Raw genomic sequence first — 16,174 nt, 5'->3', positions numbered from 1 at the left:
TCAGACTTGGCGGGCCCGAACCGCCTGGGGTTCACCGCCCGTCACCGGCGAAGCGTCATCGATATCCGGCGTGAAGCGGCGTAGCCGCAACGAGTTGGTCAACACGAAGACGCTGGAGACGCTCATGGCGGCTGCCGCCAGCATGGGGCTGAGCAATACGCCGATGAACGGATAGAGCACGCCCGCCGCCACGGGGATCAGCGCCACGTTGTAGCCATAGGCCCAGACGAAATTCCCGATGATGGTCCGGTGGGTGCGCTTGGAGAGTGCCACGGCATTGACGATGCCCCGCAGGTCGCCACGCATCAGCACGATATCACCGGCCTCGATGGCGATATCCGTCCCGGTACCGATGGCGATGCCCACGTCTGCCTGCGCCAACGCCGGCGCATCGTTGATCCCGTCGCCCACGAAGGCGACCTTACCGCCCTCGGCCTGTAGTCGCTTGATCTCGTCTGCCTTCTGGTCAGGCAGCACCTCGGCGAGTACGCGCTGAATGCCGACCTGTCGGGCGATGGCGTCGGCGGTGGCGCGGTTGTCGCCGGTGAGCATCGCCACTTCCAGCCCCAGCGCCTTGAGTGCTGAAATGGCTTCGGCCGAGCCCTCCTTGAGCGGATCGGCCACCGCGATGACCGCGGCGAGTCGGCCGTCCACCGCGGCATAGAGGGGGCTCTTGGCATCCTCGGCAAGCGCCTTGGCGCGCTCTTCCGCCTTGCCGAGCCCAATCCCGAGCCGGTTCATGTAGCGATCGGCCCCTACGTAAAGCCGGTGACCGGCGACGTCGGCTTCGATGCCGTAGCCCGGCTCGGCGCTGAAATGGCTGACGGCCGGCAGCTCGAGTCCACGCGCCTGGGCGCCGCGCACGATGGCATCGGCGATGGGGTGCTCGCTCTGGGCTTCCACTGCCGCGACCAGTCGCAGCACCTCATTCTCGTGCCCCTCGATCACTTCGAAGTCGGTCAGCTCGGGGCGACCCTGAGTCAGGGTGCCGGTCTTGTCCAGCACGACGGTATCCATCTTGGCCAGCGTCTCGAGCGCCGCGCCCTTGCGAAACAGCACCCCCATCTCGGCCCCCTTGCCGCTACTGACCATGATCGCAGTCGGGGTGGCCAGGCCCATCGCGCAGGGGCAGGCGATCAGCAGCACACTCACCGTGGTGACGAAGGCGAAGGACAGCGCCGGGGCCGGCCCGACGGCGAACCACACCCCGAAGGTGATCAGGGCGATGGCGATGACCACGGGCACGAAGACACCGGCGATCTTGTCGGCCAACTGCTGGATCGGGGGTTTCTCGGCCTGTGCCGCTTCCACCATCTTGACGATCTGTGACAGCACGGTGTCGGCACCGACCCGAGTGGCGCGGAAGGTAAGCGCGCCGTTCTTGTTGATGGTGCCGCCGACGACTTCGGCATCCTGCTGCTTGGCAACCGGTACCGGTTCGCCACTGATCATCGACTCGTCGACGAAGGAATGGCCTTCTTCAACGATGCCATCCACCGGGATACGCTCGCCCGGGCGGGCCAGGATGCGATCGCCGGGCACGACGGCCTCGATCGGCACCTCGACCGCTTCGCCATCGCGGATGACGCGGGCGGTTTTCGCCTGCAACTGCAGGAGCTTCTTGATCGCCTCGGAGGTACGGCCTTTGGCGATGTGCTCGAAGTAGCGTCCCAACAGGATCAGCGTCACGATCACCGCCGCCGCCTCGAAGTAGCTCACGGCGGTATCAGCCGGGAAAAAGCCGGGTACCAGCAGAGCGGCGACCGAATAGAAGTAGGCGGCGCTCGAGCCGATCATGACCAGACTGTTCATGCCCGGGTTGAGATGTCGAAGTTCGGCATAACCACCGCGATAGAAGCGCGCCCCGGCATAGAACTGCACGGGCGTGGTCAGCAGCCACTCGACGCCCATCCAGCCGCGATGCGGCATCAGACTCGCCAAGAGCGCATCAAAGTCGGGAATCACTTTTCCCATGGCGATGATGACCACCGGGATGGTGAGCACTGCCGCGAGAATGACCCGGTGGAGAAGCTGTCGTCCCTCGCGATCCTCGTCGTCCGCCTGCTGCTGCGACTCGGTTTCCTGCGGTTCATAGCCCGCCTCGCGGATGGCATGCTGAATGCGTGCCAGCGATACGGTCCCCGGCAGGAAACGGACGAAGGCCTTCTGGGTGGCGAGATTGACACTCACCTCCACCATGCCGGGCAGCTTGCCGAGCGCTCGTTCTATCCGCGAGACGCAGGATCCGCAGCTCATGCCGGCGACGGGAATCTCGAGGCTCTCCACCACCGGCTGATAGCCCGCCGTTACGATAGCGTCGAGCAGGCTGGCCGTCGTGGAGCCTCCCTCTATCTGGATCGCCGCCTTCTGTGTGGCCAGGTTCACCTGAGCGTTAATCACGCCCGGCTGCTGGCCGAGGGCCCGCTCAACCCGTCCGACGCAGGACGCACAGGACATGCCCCGAATCTCGATATCGACGTTTTCCGCCATTGCGGTCTCCCCCAACTTGGTTCTTCATCAGCCCAGCGTGCGCGCTTCGGGACTCCTGCGTTACACTGCCAGAAGCGACGAGGCCGCTCATTCGTCCCTATCGGCGATGGCGTCGACGATGGGGCAGCCTTCCTGCATCGGTCCTTCGCCTGTACATTCTTCAAGCGTTTTGGACAGCACAGCCTCGATTTGCGAGAGATGCTTGATCTGCTCGCGAATCTTGTGCAGCTTCTCGCCGGCGATGCGCTTGGCCTGTGCCCGGTCGCCGTTGGCATCCTGGAGGATCAACAGCTCACGGATCTCGTCGAGCGTAAAGCCCCACTGCTTGGCATGGACGATGAATTGCAACCGGGCCACGGCATCCAGGGGATAACGCCGATAGTTGGCTTCCGTCCGTGGGGGGGCGGGCATGAGCTTCTCTTTCTCGTAATATCGGATCGCCTGACTGGCGATCCCACTACGTTCGGCAAGCTCACCGATACTGAGGGTTTGCATGGCTTCACCTCTCGCACTGTGAATCGGAGCTTCTAGCCGCCCGACTGGGCCGGGCAGCCTGAGTCACGAGTCGTGACTTCGACTAGTCCGGTTGGCGCACGACCCGCAGATAGGGTGTCTTGGCATCCCAGCCGTCGGGGAAGTGTTGTCTGGCGTCGTCATCCGTGAGCGATGGCAAGATGATGACATCGTCACCGGTTTGCCAGTCGACGGGCGTTGCAACCTTGTGCTTGTCGGTTAGCTGAAGCGAGTCGATGACCCGCAGGATTTCGTCGACGTTGCGCCCGGTGCTGGGCGGATAGGTCAAGGTCAGGCGAATTTTCTTGTCGGAATCGATAATGAAGACGGTACGCACCGTCACCTTGGGGTCGGCTTTCGGGTGGATCATTCCATACAGCGTCGCCACCACCTGGTCTTCGTCCGCCAGTAGGGGATAGTTCAGGGCCGCGCCCTGGGTCTGCTCGATATCCTTCGCCCAGTCGTGGTGAGAAGCGAGGGGGTCGACCGATACCCCCACCAGCTTGACGCCACGCGCGGCGAACTCGTCCTTTCGCCTGGCAAACGCGCCAAGTTCCGTGGTACAGACTGGCGTATAATCGGCGGGGTGCGAGAACAGTACGGCCCAGTCCTTGCCCAGCCACTGATGAAAGCCAAGCGTGCCTTCGGTGGATTCGATCGTGAAATCGGGAGCTATCTCCCCTAGCTGTAGGGTCATCTCACTATCCTTATCTATGGTAAGTGTCGGATGATGCACTACGCACGATAACCTTTAAGTCAACTTTAAGGTCAAGGGCTTTCGAGGAAAGGAGTCTATTCTTTTACGTTATATCAAAAGGCATTAACTCATGGATGACTTTGAGGTAGGCGCAACCCTTAGAATTCTCTGCCTAACCATGTCCGAAGTAGGCGGCCGGCCCCAGGCTGCTTCGCGCCCAGCACCTTGCCCCCCCCAGGAAGCGTAACGCCTTGGAATCTCTCTCTTCTATCGGTCTGATTGGCGCCTTCGCCGGCGGGTTGGTTTCCTTCTTCTCGCCCTGCACCTTGCCGCTGTTGCCGGCCTACCTGTCGGTGGTCACGGGCGGGAGTGCCGGCAAGGCCGATAGACGCCTGGAGGCATTGATCCTCAGTGCCTTCTTCGTCTTCGGCTTCAGCATCGTGTTCATCCTGTTGGGACTCGGCGCCAGTGGTATCGGCCAGCTGATGCGGGGGTATCGCCAGGAATTCAACTGGGTCGCCGGCTCGGCGGTGATCGTGCTGGGCCTGTTCATGACCGGTGTGTTCCGGTTGCCGCTGTTCCAGCGCACCCTTCAGTTCACACCGAACGTCCAGGGTGGCTCCCCGCTGTCGGCGACGGTGTTCGGGATCTCCTTTGCCATCGGCTGGACGCCCTGTATCGGCCCCATCCTGGGCGCCATCCTGATGGCCACCTCCAGCGCCGCCAGTGCCCAGGCCGGCATGCTCTATCTCAGCGCCTACTCGGCGGGCCTGGCGCTGCCTTTTCTCGCCAGCACCCTGCTGATCAATCGATTCGCCCTGCATCGGCAAAGTCTGGGTAGGTGGAGCGCCTATGCTCGCCCAGTCGCCGGCACGATCGTTATCCTGATGGGCATCGCCATCGTCTCGGGCACCATGACGCGGCTTTCCAGCATCATGGTCGACTGGTTTCCCTCGCTGGCGACACTGGGATAGTCGGGTCGGCGGCGGTGGCAAGGTGTAACCTGTTCATATCAGCGAGGAGAAACGCCACCGACCACGCAACAGAAACCTTTTGTACAATGGAGGGTTCTTCATGGAAAAAGACCCCGTTTGTGGCATGAGCGTCGATCCCGCCTCGACGGAGAGCGTCGAGCATCGCGGTGAGCGTTACTATTTCTGTAGCAAGCAGTGCGACGAGCACTTTCGCGAGGATCCAGGCGCCGTGCTTGCCGCCACCTCGGCGGCTGCGTCGAAGCCCAGTGGCAAGGCCAATTATTTCTGCCCCATGTGTTCTGGCGTAGAGAGCGAGGAGCCGGGGGAGTGTCCCAAGTGCGGCATGGCGCTGGAACCCGTCAAGCCGCAACCGTCGTCGAGGGTCCAGTATACCTGCCCCATGCATCCGGAGGTGCGGCAGGATGAGCCCGGCGACTGCCCCAAGTGTGGCATGGCACTCGAGCTCACCCGCGTTTCCGGAGAGGAACGCAGCTTCGAGTTTCTCGAGATGTTCCGACGCTTCTGGGTGGGCGGCCTGCTGACGCTGCCGGTGTTGTTCGTCGCCATGGGCAGCGTGCTGCCCGGTATCGGCCCTTGGGTGGATGAGGTGCTGCCCGCCGGCAGTGGTCACTGGATCGAACTGATCTTTGCCACGCCCGTGGTGCTATGGGCCGGATGGCCATTCTTCCTGCGTGGTTGGAAGTCCCTCGTCACACGCAACCTCAGCATGTTCACGCTGATCGCCCTCGGTGTGGGGGCGGCCTATGGCTACAGTGTCGTCGCCACGCTCGCCCCTGGGATATTCCCGGCCACTTTCCGTGACGCCGATGGCTCGGTCGGCGTGTATTTCGAGGCGGCGGCGGTGATCGTCGTGCTGATCCTGCTCGGTCAAGTGATCGAGGCCCGCGCCCGCGAGAAGACCGGCAGTGCGCTGCGCGCGATCCTCGATCTCGCGCCGCCGACCGCACGACGCATCGATGCCGAGGGCAATGACGAGGAGGTCTCGCTCGACGAGCTGTGTACCGGTGACCGTCTACGGGTACGCCCCGGTGACAAGGTGCCGGTCGATGGCGAGGTGCTCGAAGGCCACAGCACGCTGGACGAATCGATGGTGACCGGGGAGTCCCTTCCCGTCGAGAAGCGCGAGGGCGACACGGTCATCGGCGGCACCGTGAGTGGTCAGGGCAGCTTCGTCATGCGCGCCGACAAGGTCGGCGAGGACACGGTGCTTTCGCAGATCGCGGAAATGGTGGCCGAAGCGCAGCGTTCGCAGCCGCCCGTTCAGCGGCTTGCCGATGTGGTCGCCGGCTATTTCGTCCCCGCGGTGGTTATCGTGGCGATCCTGGCATTTATTGCCTGAGGGATCTGGGGGCCACCGCCGGCGATGGCCTACGCGGTGATCGCCGCGGTATCGGTGCTGATCATCGCGTGTCCCTGTGCGCTCGGCTTGGCGACGCCGATGTCGATCCAGGTTGGGGTCGGTCGCGGGGCCCGGGCGGGCGTGTTGATCAAGAATGCCGAGGCACTGGAACGTTTCGAGAAAGTCGACACCCTGGTCGTCGACAAGACCGGCACCCTCACAGAGGGTAAACCCCGGGTCGTATCCCTCAAGCCCGTTTCCGGCAGTGATGAAGCGCAGTTGCTGCAACTTGCCGGCAGCCTCGAGCGAGGCAGCGAACATCCGTTGGCCGAGGCCATTGTCAGTGCTGCGCAAGAGCATCATGTCGAGCTGAGCGATGCCAGCGATTTCGAGGCGGTGACCGGCATGGGGGTCACCGGTCGGGTCGAAGGACGCGAGCTTGCGCTTGGCAATGCCCGGCTGCTCGAAACACGTGGTGTGGAGGCGCGGGAATGGACGCAGCGTGCCGAGACGCTGCAAGCCGAAGGGCAAACCGTGATGTTCCTGGTGGCCGATGATCAGGTCATGGGACTCATCGGTGTCGCGGACCCGATCAAGGAAACCACCGCACAGGCGATCCGGACGCTCAAAGAGGATGGCCTGCGCCTGGTTATGCTCACCGGCGACAACCGTACCACCGCCGAAGCCGTGGCGCGCCAACTTGGTATCGACTAAATTGAAGCGGACGTACTGCCGGAAGATAAAGGGCGTATCGTGCGCGAGCATCGCGAGGCCGGGCGCGTGGTCGCCATGGCCGGCGACGGCGTCAATGACGCCCCCGCCCTGGCCGAGGCTGACCTCGGTATCGCCATGGGCACGGGGACCGATGTCGCCATCCAGAGCGCGGGGGTGACTCTGGTGAGAGGGGATCTCTCCGGCATTGTTCGCTCCCGCCATCTCAGTCGCTGGGTGATGCGCAATATCCGCCAGAACCTGTTTTTCGCCTTCGTCTACAACAGCCTGGGGGTGCCTCTGGCCGCCGGGGCGCTGTTTCCGTTCACCGGCTGGCTGCTCAGTCCCATCTACGCCGCCGCCGCGATGAGCCTGAGCTCGGTCTCGGTCATCGCCAACGCACTGCGGCTACGCGCCGCCAAGCTATGAGCCGGGGCCGCCGACAACCATAGAGGAGGGGGAGCATCATGGCTTATGTCGACCTGCAGCGACGTAGCGTATTGCGCCGCATCGGCGGTGTGGCGGCGTTGTCGACCCTGGTGGGGGCCGGGGTATGGACCGGGAGATATCGCCCCGCTCTGCGGGCGGCGTCCGCGTCAACGGCCATGGAGGGGCCCTTCGACGTCGACCTGCGTGTGCGAGCCCGTCCCGACAAGGTGGCTATCCTGCCCGGTGCGCCGAGCGACGTCTGGCGCTACACGGCCGAGCGAATCGTCGGGCCTGAAGATACCCTGACGCCCGTGGGTGAGAGTTATACGGGGCCATTGATTCGCCTGCGTCGTGGTCAGCGCTTGCGGGTACGCATCGACAACGATCTCCCCGAAGACACCACCGTGCATTGGCATGGTCTGCACGTACCACCGGACGTGGATGGTCAACCGCGCCTGCCGATCGCGCCAGCGACGAGCATGGCGGTCGCCTTCGATGTCGTGGATCGTGCCGGTCTGTACTGGTACCACCCCCATCCTCACGGCCCCGATGGTGGCCGGGTTGGCTTTCAGAGTTACGCCGGCCTTGCCGGTCCACTGATCATCAACGACGACGCCGAGCGTGCCTTGGAGCTCCCCGACGGAGAGCGGGAACTGGTCCTCATCCTGCAGGATCGCACCTTTAGCAATGGCAATGAGCTTCAGTACATCGACGATGGTGGCATGGGGGCGATGATGACCCGCATGCAGGGCTTTCGCGGGGAGCGGGTACTGGTGAACGGCCACCCGGACGCGCGACGCGAGGTGTCCACGCAGCCATATCGATTGCGCCTGCTCAACGGCTCCAACTCGCGCATCTACAAGCTGGCCTGGAGCGATGGCCGGGCGGTGACCGTCATCGGCACCGACGGTGGCCTGCTCGCCAAGCCCGAGCGGCGCCGCTCGGTCACACTGGCGCCGGCCCAACGGATCGATCTGTGGGTCGATTTTGGCGACACCGAGCCGGGAGAGTCCGTACAGCTGGTGAGCGAGGAGTACCAACTCGGCATGATGGGCGAGCGAATGGGCGACATGATGGACCGGGGCATGATGGGCGATCGAATGGGCGGCATGATGGATCGAGGGATGATGGGTGATCGAATGGGCGAGATGATGGATCGAGGCATGATGCGCGACATGATGGGAAGCGAGCGGCTCTCGCTAGTTACCTTCGCCGTCGTCGCACGGGCGAACGATGCGGAAACCCTGCCGGAACGCTTGGCTCAAGACCTGCCGGCCTCCCCGGTTCAGGCCGATACGCCAGTACGCCGCTTCGAGCTGGGCATGCGCATGATGCAGGGGTTCACGATCAACGGCCGGCAGATGGAGGGCGCGACGGTGGCAGATGACGAGATCGTCCGGCTGGCGCAGACGGAGATCTGGGAGTTCGTCAACAACACCATGATGCCGCACCCCATGCACGTTCATGGACTGCAATTCCTGGTTCAGGAGCGGATATCGGCGGGCGGCAAGACGGACCTGCACGATGGGATCATCGACGCGGGATTGCATGACACGGTGCTGGTGTTCCCGGAGGAACGGGTGCGCATCGCTCTGACCTTCAAGGACTTCGAGGGGTTCTACATGTACCACTGCCACACCATGGAGCATGAGGATGCCGGTATGATGCGCTACTTCAAGGTGGTGGCATAACGAACCGGTCTGGTTTCGATCACACCGTATTTCGATCACCTGGCAACCACACGGGATGACGATACAGATGTCCTTCTACGAGAATCGTGTTCTGCCGCATTTCCTCCACCTGGCGTGTGGCAACACGGTGGTCGATCGTCAGCGGGCGGCCGTGGTGCCGCAAGCCCGGGGCCGTGTTCTGGAGGTGGGTATGGGGTCCGGGCTCAATATTCCCCACTACGATCCGGACCGGGTCGAGCTGGTCTGGGGGCTCGAGCCTTCCGAAGGCATGCGACGCAAGGCCCGCCACAACGTCGCCAGCGCACAGTTCGAGGTGCGCTGGCTGGACCTGCCGGGCGAGGAGGTCCCTCTCGACGACAACAGTGTCGATACCGTGGTGCTCACCTACACCCTGTGCACGATTCCGGACTGGCACCGGGCGTTGGAGCAGATGCGTCGCGTGCTCAAGCCGGGTGGCCAACTGCTGTTCTGCGAACACGGCACGGCGCCCGACGAAGCCGTACGCCAGTGGCAGCGCCGTATCAATCCCCTGTGGCGCAGAGTGGCGGGGGGCTGCCATCTCAACCGCGACATACCCGAGCTTATCGGGCACGCAGGCTTCGGTATCCAGCGGATGGAGACGGGCTATCTTTCGAAGGTCCCGAGGTTCGCTGGCTTCAATTTCTGGGGGGTGCTGTTCCCCGCTGATCAAGCTCGCGTGTAATGAGGCGATTCCCCGAACAACTGGCCATCCACTTCGATGGCGGTGCCATCCACGAACACTGGCACATAGCTCAGGGTCTTGACCTGATAGTCCAGGATCGGCGGCGCCAAGTGCCTTGCCCAGTAGCGAGCGATGCTCTGGAGCGCGTCGAGGTGGACCGTCCCCATGCGTACCAGGTATTTGCCGAGGCGGCCTCTCGCCGGCACGGTCTCGATGCCCAGCAGCTTCGCCGTGACCGGATCCTGACGAAAGGCGTCCAGATCGGACGCGCGCCATTGCCCGTGGCGAGGGAGGCCACCAGGCTCCAGAGTGTCTTCGCAACACTGGCGTCGTGCTTGAGGTGACTTTGCTAGGTGAACTGGCTCAGCAGGCCACTGAATAGCTATTAATAGACATTATTTAACCCTTGAGCGCCAGAATGCGCCTGGCACCGTTGAGCACAATGACCCCCGCGATGGTGCCGATAATCAGATCCGGATAATTGGTTCCGGTCCACGCGACCAAGGCGCCGGCGGTGATGACCCCCAGGTTGATCACCACGTCATTGGCCGAGAATATCCAGCTTGCCTTCATGTGCGCCCCGCCCTCTCGATGTTTGGATATCAGCAGCAGACAACTGGTATTGGCAATCAATGCGACGAATGCAATCGCCATCATCATCAGCGATTCAGGCTCGCTACCGAATACAAAGCGCCTGACCACCTCTGCGAGTACGCCAACCGCCAGAATCAGTTGGAGCACACCTGCAAGATGCGCGGCACGCACCTGCATTTTTACGCTATGCCCAACCGCATACAGGGCGAGCCCGTACACGGCCGCATCGGCAAAATTGTCCAGGGATTCTCCAATCAGGCCGGTGGAGTGCGCGATCAGGCCGGCCGTCATTTCCACCACGAACAGGACCGCATTGATACCGAGCAACCAACGCAGGGTGCCGGACTCCTGCGCGGCAGAGGCCGACGTGTCACCGACCGCCTTGATCGACTCAGGATCGGCAGCGGCCGTTTCCTGAAGCGAGGCTCCTAGCCCCAAGGTTGTCAGTTTTGCGGTGATGGGCTCGACCTCGCCGTCATGCACGACCTCTAATCGGCGGTTCGACAAGTCGAAGGACAGCACCCGAATCTCCTCAAAGCCGTTCAGGGCAAGGCGAATCATTCGCTCTTCCGATGGACAGTCCATCTTCGGCACGGCATAAACGCTGACCCATTTCCCCGATGCTTCGGAGGAGCGACGCATATCGGTATCCGCTATGGGCGTCGCATCGCCGCCACAGGGGGCTCCACAGGTTTTGCTCATGATACGACTCCACTTGAATATTATCGGGCTATCATTTAAAACCATATAGTCACTATAAGGTCAACAGAGCGGAGAGAATCCGTTGAGGAGGAGCTTGGTGCGTATTGGTCAGTTGGCAGAGTTGGTAGGGGTCGATACACAGACGATCCGCTTCTATGAACGACAGGGCCTGTTACCGTCGCCTGATCGGCAGGAGAACGGTTACCGTGTCTATACCGAGGAACATGGTGAGCGGCTGGCTTTCATTTGTCGCTGCAGAATCCTGGACCTGTCGCTAGCAGAGATTCACGAGCTACAGAGGTATCAGGACGACCCTCACCAACCTTGTGCCGCCGTGAACGCTTTGCTCGATGATCACATCTCTCACGTGCGCTCGCAGATAACCGCTCTACAGGCGCTTGAGAAACAACTCGTTTCACTGAGAGCGAGTTGCAACGATGGCCGGGAAGTTGAGGCGTGTGGGGTTCTTGCTGGAATTAGCGAGGGAAGCATGCACCAACAGTAGGTTGACGCATCAACCATTAAATCCGGATACCCTCCCCAGCCGTGCATTAGAATGTACGAGAGTCTGAAGAAACGCCCCAGCGATCCTGTTCGCCAGGGCGCCGCTGTGCTGATGTATTGAACGCTACTCAGTCGCGGTTAGTCACCATTGCCCACTCGCAGGGCCACGAAGTAGGTGCGGCCTTCGCGGTTGAGCAGAACAGGCACCGCTTGATCATCTGGCAGGCGGGTCAGCATCTCCTTCAGCTGTTCCGGACTCTCTACCGGCTGCTGGCCCAGTCTGACCAGCACATCGCCGGGGCGAATGCCGACGGCAGCGGCATGTCCGGCGGGGGCCACCTTGACGATGCGCACCCCGTGATCGATGCCAAGCCGACGCTTCTCCATGTCGTTCAACGGCTGAACCGCGATGCCCAGTCGAACCGGGTCGCCATCGGATTGACCGGGGCCGGCATCCGGCCACTCGCCAACTTCCACCGTGATGGTCTCCTGCTGACCATCGCGCAACACGGAGAGATCAACGTCTTCGCCGGGGGCCGTCTCACCGATCAGGCGCGGCAGCGTGGTGGAGTGGTCCACTTCCTGGCCGTTCACCTCAAGGATGACATCACCGGCCTTGAGGCCGCCTTCTGTCCCAGGGCTGCCGGGCTCGACCTGGGCAATCAAGGCACCCTCGGCCTGCTCCATGCCGAAGGACTCCGCCAGGTCCTTGGATACCGGCTGGATGCTGACGCCCAGCCAGCCGCGGCTCACGTACCCCTCTTCACGGAGCTGGTTGGCCACATCCAGTGCCACATCAATGGGAATGGCGAAGGAGAGGCCCATGTAGCCTCCACTACGGGTCAGGATCTGGGAATTAATGCCCACGACCTCACCGTCGAGGTTAAACAGTGGTCCGCCCGAGTTGCCCGGGTTGATCGCCACATCGGTCTGGATGAAGGGAACGTAGACGTCTTGGGGCAGGGTGCGGTTGATGGCACTGATGATCCCGGACGTCACCGAGTGGTCGAAGCCGAAGGGTGAGCCTATGGCGGCGACCCACTGGCCGACCTGGAGGTTGTCGGAGTTGCCCAGTTGCAGGGTGGGTAGGTTATCCGCCTCGACCTTGAGGACCGCCACATCGGTCTTCTCGTCGGCCCCCACCAGCTCGGCCGAGAGTTCGCGACGGTCGTTGAGGCGCACCAGAATCTTGTCGGCCTCCTTGACCACGTGCGCGTTGGTCATGATGTAGCCGTCTTGATCGAAGATGAAGCCCGACCCCAGTGACCGACGCGGCTCTTCATTGCGATTGGGCGCACCGCCAGGTGGCATCGGGAAGCGGTCGTCGAAGAAGTCACGGAGGATCTCCGGCACCTCCTGCCCCCCAAATTGCCGTGAGGACGTCATGGACCTCTCGACCTTGCGGGAGGTGGAGATGTTGACCACGGCCGGCGCGGCCTCGTCGACCAGTTCCGTGAAGTCCGGCAGCTGTGGCTCGGCGAGGGCTGGCGTTGCCACCATCAGCAGTAAAGCTAAGCTCATCAGCCAGGCGTGCGAGTAAGGCTTGGGTATCACAATGGGCTCCTTCCGGGGGCATGGAACATGGTAGCCAACTTGGTACAGTGCCCACTATGCAAAGTTCCGTACTCCTAACCCCGGCTCGGCCTTCAACAGAGTTCGGGCTTGAAGCTTGAGTTGCTATAGGTTTTATACTGCTGGGTCATCAGGTGACACCACAAGGATGACGCATGGGACATCATCACGATCATCCCCATCTTGCCCCCACCTCTGGTGACCGTCGGGTGAGTATCGCCATCTGGGCCAACGGGATATTGACCCTTGCCCAGATCGTTGGGGGCATTCTGGCGGGAAGCCTCTCGCTGATCGCGGATGCGCTGCACAATTTTTCCGACATGGCTGCGCTTGTCATTGCGTTTGCTGCCCGCAAGATCGCGAGACGACCGCCCGACTCACAGATGACGTTTGGCTATGGCCGAATCGAGGTTGTCGCAGCGCTGATCAACTACACCACCCTCATTATCGTTGGCATTTATCTAATTTACGAAGGCTTCATGCGCATGATCAACCCGCCAGAGATTCAGGGCTGGATAGTCGTTATCATTGGCATTGTCGCTCTTCTTGTCGATGCGCTAACGGCCTTGCTCACCTGGTCGATGCAAAAACATAGCGTCAATATCCGCGCCCTCTTCCTGCACAACCTGTCTGATGCCTTTGCGTCCATCGCCGTGATCATCGGGGGCTCACTGATTCTGCTGTATGACATGCGTTGGGTAGACCCCGCGATTACGATCGGTATTGCACTCTATATTCTCTATCTTGCCTTTACGGAGATAGGTACCCCTATCCGGACACTGATGCTGGGCTCGCCACCCGATGTCGATGGTCAATCCGTCATTGATCTCCTGCGCAGCGTCGAAGGGGTTGAGGATGTGCATCATGTTCACCTATGGCAAATGCAGGAGAATACCGCCGCGCTTGACTGCCACGTGGTGACGACGGAAGCCGGCTGGCAGCAGCTCGAGGCGATCAAGGCGGATATCAAAGCTCAGCTGAAAGCGCGCTTTGGCATTGGCCACTCCAGCTTGGAATTCGAGCATATTGATTATGCACATCAGGATGCCAACCTTTATGGGCATGGATAACACGCCACTATTCGCCGACTTAGGCACCCAACAGCGGCTGAGCTCCACTCAGCAGTATCCTGAGCTTTTTTAAACCTAACTCTTTGAAATTGAGAGAAAAATGTACAAAAAGGCGACGTTTATCCTGGCCGGAGCGTTGATGCTGACGGCCATCATCGTGATCGTGTCGAGGCCCTCGTTGTTGGGCATGGGCGCCGAGACGGCGAGCCGAGAGGGTGCACAGGCCGAGAATTCGCTGGTGCGCGCGCACTCGCCGGTCCTAGGATCGGAAGAGGCACCGGTGACGGTCGTGGAGTTCTTCGACCCGGCCTGTGAGGCCTGCCGTGCCTTCTATCCGCTGACCAAACGCATCCTGGAAGCCTACCCCGAGAAGGTGCGGCTGGTGGTGCGCTACACCCCCTTCCACGGAGACGTATCCGAAACCGCCATTCGCGTGCTCGAAGTGGCCAGGCGCCAGGATGCCTTCCAACCGGTGCTGGAGGCGCTGCTGGCTCGGCAGAGCCAGTGGGCGGCTCATGGCAGTGTCGATGAGGAAGCGATCATGGAGATCGCCAGCGAGGCCGGACTGAACAGAGCCACAGCCGAAGAGCAGCTCAATTCACCAGAGGTACAGGCGGTCTTCGACCAGGACAAGGCTGACGTCGAGGCCAACCAGATCAGCAAGACGCCGACCTTCTTCGTCAATGGCGAGCTGTTGGACCCCTTCGGCATGCAGGAGCTGGTCGACGCCGTTAACCGTGAGGTAGCCGAGGTCTCCGGCGAAGGGGATGCATCATGACACGACGCTGGTTGCTAGCGGGACTGATGGTCCTGAGCCCCGTGTTGGCTGAAGCCCGTTGGCAAGAGCGTGCCGGATTATCACCGGCCAAGCCGGTATCGGCCAGGGCACAAGGTCGCGTCGCCCAAGAGCTCACTGTGGCACCAGGGGATACCCTGGACGCACTGCTGCAGCAGCTTGGCGTGGATGCCGAGATGCGCACCCAAGCGGCGACCTCGCTGGCGAACAGGTTCGACCCGAGACGATTGCTGCCCGGAGATCGTATCACTTTCACCTCTATGGCGACGGGACAGCCGGTGTCGGTGGCCATCGAGCGTGACTCGGGTATTCAGTACGTCGTCACCCTGGGTGAGCGTCCGTCGACGCGCATTGTCCAGCCTCGCCTCGACACCCTGACCTTGGGTCGTGAAGTAGATGTCAAGACGTCACTCTATGCCGCCTTGGAGGCTGAGGAGATACCCAGGCGTTTCGCAGCAGAGCTTGACATGCTGCTGGGCGGACTCATGGACACACGCCGTGATATCGCGGGGGGCGAGCGCCTGCAATTACTGTGGGAAGAAGATCGCCGTGAGGATGGCACTCGAGTCGGGCCTCCCCGTCTGACCTATATGAGGTTGGTTGACCAGGGGGAGCGGCTGGAGGTGCTGTGGCCGGCGGACCAGAGAACCACCGTGATGCTATTTAAAAATGGTAGCCTCTTGGACTCCTTGCAGATTCCGGTTCTCGGCGCACGCCTGACATCTCCCTTCGGCAACCGGCGCCATCCCGTATCCGGAGAGGTCCGACGTCATGACGGTATCGATCTTGCCGCGCCTCGCGGCACCCCGGTCATGGCCACCGCACGGGGGCGCATTTCCTTCATCGGTCGCCGGGGAGGTTATGGTCGTGTCGTCGAGATAGAGCACGAGACGGGCACCATCAGTCGCTATACGCACCTCAGCCGGTTCGTCGCCAGGCTGGCGGTCGGGGACTCCATCAAGGCCGGCGAAAAACTGGGTGAGGTAGGGGCCTCCGGACTCGCCACGGGGCCCAACCTGCACTACGAGGTGAGAGTGGATGACCGCCCCGTGGATCCTCTCGAGGAAGGGCAACTCATCCTTCTGAGTGAGTCACCCACACGCCAGGAGTATCGCAGCGCACTTTTCGAGGCTCGGACACGTCTGCAAAAAAACATTGGAACGTCCGCTGCTCCCGATCTGGCCGCATTGGACAATCGATAAGCCACCAGGCGGGCTTGCGATGCAACCCGCCTCGGTGGGCACGATCTGCCTATCGTCATGAGACCCTGCCGCCTCAGCGGCAATCGCTTCACCCGGGAAGGGGTTATGGAAGGTATCTCGACAGTCACGCTGGGTTTTTAGGCAGCCTCACCGCCGGCGTGATGGT

The 16,174-nt window shown here is 61.9% G+C and carries 13 protein-coding genes and 1 pseudogene; 8 read left to right on the top strand and 6 right to left on the bottom strand.

Annotated features, from left to right (window positions below):
• The 3 genes from NKF27_RS20575 to NKF27_RS20565 form a co-directional block, all read right to left on the bottom strand.
• The gene (locus tag NKF27_RS20575) at window positions 1-2,490 is read right to left on the bottom strand and encodes a heavy metal translocating P-type ATPase (RefSeq protein ID WP_253554688.1); all 2,490 of its coding nucleotides are present in this window, start codon (window positions 2,488-2,490) and stop codon (window positions 1-3) included.
• Between the two features lie 87 nt (window positions 2,491-2,577).
• Window positions 2,578-2,985, bottom strand: a complete 408-nt coding sequence (locus NKF27_RS20570; protein ID WP_045991689.1) for a heavy metal-responsive transcriptional regulator — start codon at window positions 2,983-2,985, stop codon at window positions 2,578-2,580.
• Window positions 2,986-3,067: 82 nt separating this feature from the next.
• A complete protein-coding gene (locus NKF27_RS20565) occupies window positions 3,068-3,700 on the bottom strand; it encodes a peroxiredoxin (RefSeq protein ID WP_045991690.1) in 633 nt (210 codons plus the stop codon).
• A gap of 251 nt (window positions 3,701-3,951) precedes the next feature.
• Between NKF27_RS20565 and NKF27_RS20560 the strand changes: the two genes are divergently transcribed.
• The 4 genes and pseudogenes from NKF27_RS20560 to NKF27_RS20545 all read left to right on the top strand — a co-directional run bounded on the left by NKF27_RS20560 (window position 3,952) and on the right by NKF27_RS20545 (window position 9,568).
• Entirely contained in the window at window positions 3,952-4,674 is a 723-nt protein-coding gene (locus NKF27_RS20560) for a cytochrome c biogenesis CcdA family protein (RefSeq protein ID WP_124804560.1), read from the top strand.
• A 100-nt stretch (window positions 4,675-4,774) separates the two neighbouring features.
• Window positions 4,775-7,174, top strand: a pseudogene (locus NKF27_RS20555) (heavy metal translocating P-type ATPase).
• A gap of 38 nt (window positions 7,175-7,212) precedes the next feature.
• A complete protein-coding gene (locus NKF27_RS20550) occupies window positions 7,213-8,865 on the top strand; it encodes a multicopper oxidase family protein (protein WP_035470148.1) in 1,653 nt (550 codons plus the stop codon).
• A 67-nt stretch (window positions 8,866-8,932) separates the two neighbouring features.
• Entirely contained in the window at window positions 8,933-9,568 is a 636-nt protein-coding gene (locus NKF27_RS20545) for a class I SAM-dependent methyltransferase (protein ID WP_253554687.1), read from the top strand.
• On the opposite strand, the gene NKF27_RS20540 is transcribed toward NKF27_RS20545, so the two are convergent.
• Both NKF27_RS20540 and NKF27_RS20535 read right to left on the bottom strand, forming a co-directional pair.
• Window positions 9,553-9,774: a hypothetical protein gene (locus NKF27_RS20540; RefSeq protein WP_108131996.1), complete on the bottom strand. Its 222-nt coding sequence runs from the start codon at window positions 9,772-9,774 to the stop codon at window positions 9,553-9,555. The two genes, NKF27_RS20545 and NKF27_RS20540, sit on opposite strands and share 16 nt — an antisense overlap.
• Window positions 9,775-9,967: 193 nt before the next feature.
• Window positions 9,968-10,864, bottom strand: coding sequence for a cation transporter (locus NKF27_RS20535; protein WP_035414185.1), 897 nt, complete (start codon window positions 10,862-10,864; stop codon window positions 9,968-9,970).
• Between the two features lie 97 nt (window positions 10,865-10,961).
• On the opposite strand from NKF27_RS20535, the gene cadR reads away from it, so the two are divergent.
• Window positions 10,962-11,369, top strand: a complete 408-nt coding sequence (cadR, locus tag NKF27_RS20530) for a Cd(II)/Pb(II)-responsive transcriptional regulator (RefSeq protein ID WP_035414187.1) — start codon at window positions 10,962-10,964, stop codon at window positions 11,367-11,369.
• A 137-nt stretch (window positions 11,370-11,506) separates the two neighbouring features.
• Here the strand turns inward: cadR and NKF27_RS20525 are convergent, their stop codons facing one another.
• Complete coding sequence (locus tag NKF27_RS20525; protein ID WP_051895595.1) at window positions 11,507-12,889, bottom strand: DegQ family serine endoprotease; 1,383 nt, start codon at window positions 12,887-12,889, stop codon at window positions 11,507-11,509.
• Window positions 12,890-13,095: 206 nt separating this feature from the next.
• On the opposite strand from NKF27_RS20525, the gene NKF27_RS20520 reads away from it, so the two are divergent.
• The 3 genes from NKF27_RS20520 (at window position 13,096) to NKF27_RS20510 (ending at window position 16,008) form a co-directional block, all read left to right on the top strand.
• Window positions 13,096-14,010 carry a cation diffusion facilitator family transporter gene (locus NKF27_RS20520; protein WP_035470160.1) on the top strand — a complete coding sequence of 305 codons (915 nt, stop codon included), beginning with the start codon at window positions 13,096-13,098 and terminating at the stop codon, window positions 14,008-14,010.
• A gap of 139 nt (window positions 14,011-14,149) precedes the next feature.
• Complete coding sequence (locus NKF27_RS20515) at window positions 14,150-14,788, top strand: thioredoxin domain-containing protein (protein ID WP_231498567.1); 639 nt, start codon at window positions 14,150-14,152, stop codon at window positions 14,786-14,788.
• On the top strand, window positions 14,785-16,008 hold the full coding sequence (locus NKF27_RS20510) for a M23 family metallopeptidase (RefSeq protein ID WP_197037084.1): 1,224 nt from the start codon (window positions 14,785-14,787) through the stop codon (window positions 16,006-16,008). The genes NKF27_RS20515 and NKF27_RS20510 overlap by 4 nt, the downstream gene beginning before the upstream one ends.
• Window positions 16,009-16,174: the final 166 nt, after the last annotated feature.

It is taken from the genome of Halomonas sp. DN3, assembly GCF_024137905.1.
In the GTDB taxonomy this organism is placed as follows: Bacteria; Pseudomonadota; Gammaproteobacteria; order Pseudomonadales; family Halomonadaceae; genus Halomonas; species Halomonas litopenaei.
This window is presented reverse-complemented; position numbering and strand designations above follow the sequence as displayed.

Bases quoted from the DNA above. Each gene is read 5' to 3' on its own strand.
- NKF27_RS20545 (WP_253554687.1), top strand. From the start codon at position 8,933: ATGTCCTTCTACGAGAATCGTGTTCTGCCGCATTTCCTCCACCTGGCG.
- NKF27_RS20565 (WP_045991690.1), bottom strand. From the start codon at position 3,700: ATGACCCTACAGCTAGGGGAGATAGCTCCCGATTTCACGATCGAATCC.
- NKF27_RS20550 (WP_035470148.1), top strand. From the start codon at position 7,213: ATGGCTTATGTCGACCTGCAGCGACGTAGCGTATTGCGCCGCATCGGC.
- NKF27_RS20525 (WP_051895595.1), bottom strand. From the start codon at position 12,889: ATGAGCTTAGCTTTACTGCTGATGGTGGCAACGCCAGCCCTCGCCGAG.
- NKF27_RS20520 (WP_035470160.1), top strand. From the start codon at position 13,096: ATGGGACATCATCACGATCATCCCCATCTTGCCCCCACCTCTGGTGAC.
- NKF27_RS20570 (WP_045991689.1), bottom strand. From the start codon at position 2,985: ATGCAAACCCTCAGTATCGGTGAGCTTGCCGAACGTAGTGGGATCGCC.
- NKF27_RS20515 (WP_231498567.1), top strand. From the start codon at position 14,150: ATGCTGACGGCCATCATCGTGATCGTGTCGAGGCCCTCGTTGTTGGGC.
- NKF27_RS20575 (WP_253554688.1), bottom strand. From the start codon at position 2,490: ATGGCGGAAAACGTCGATATCGAGATTCGGGGCATGTCCTGTGCGTCC.
- NKF27_RS20535 (WP_035414185.1), bottom strand. From the start codon at position 10,864: ATGAGCAAAACCTGTGGAGCCCCCTGTGGCGGCGATGCGACGCCCATA.
- NKF27_RS20510 (WP_197037084.1), top strand. From the start codon at position 14,785: ATGACACGACGCTGGTTGCTAGCGGGACTGATGGTCCTGAGCCCCGTG.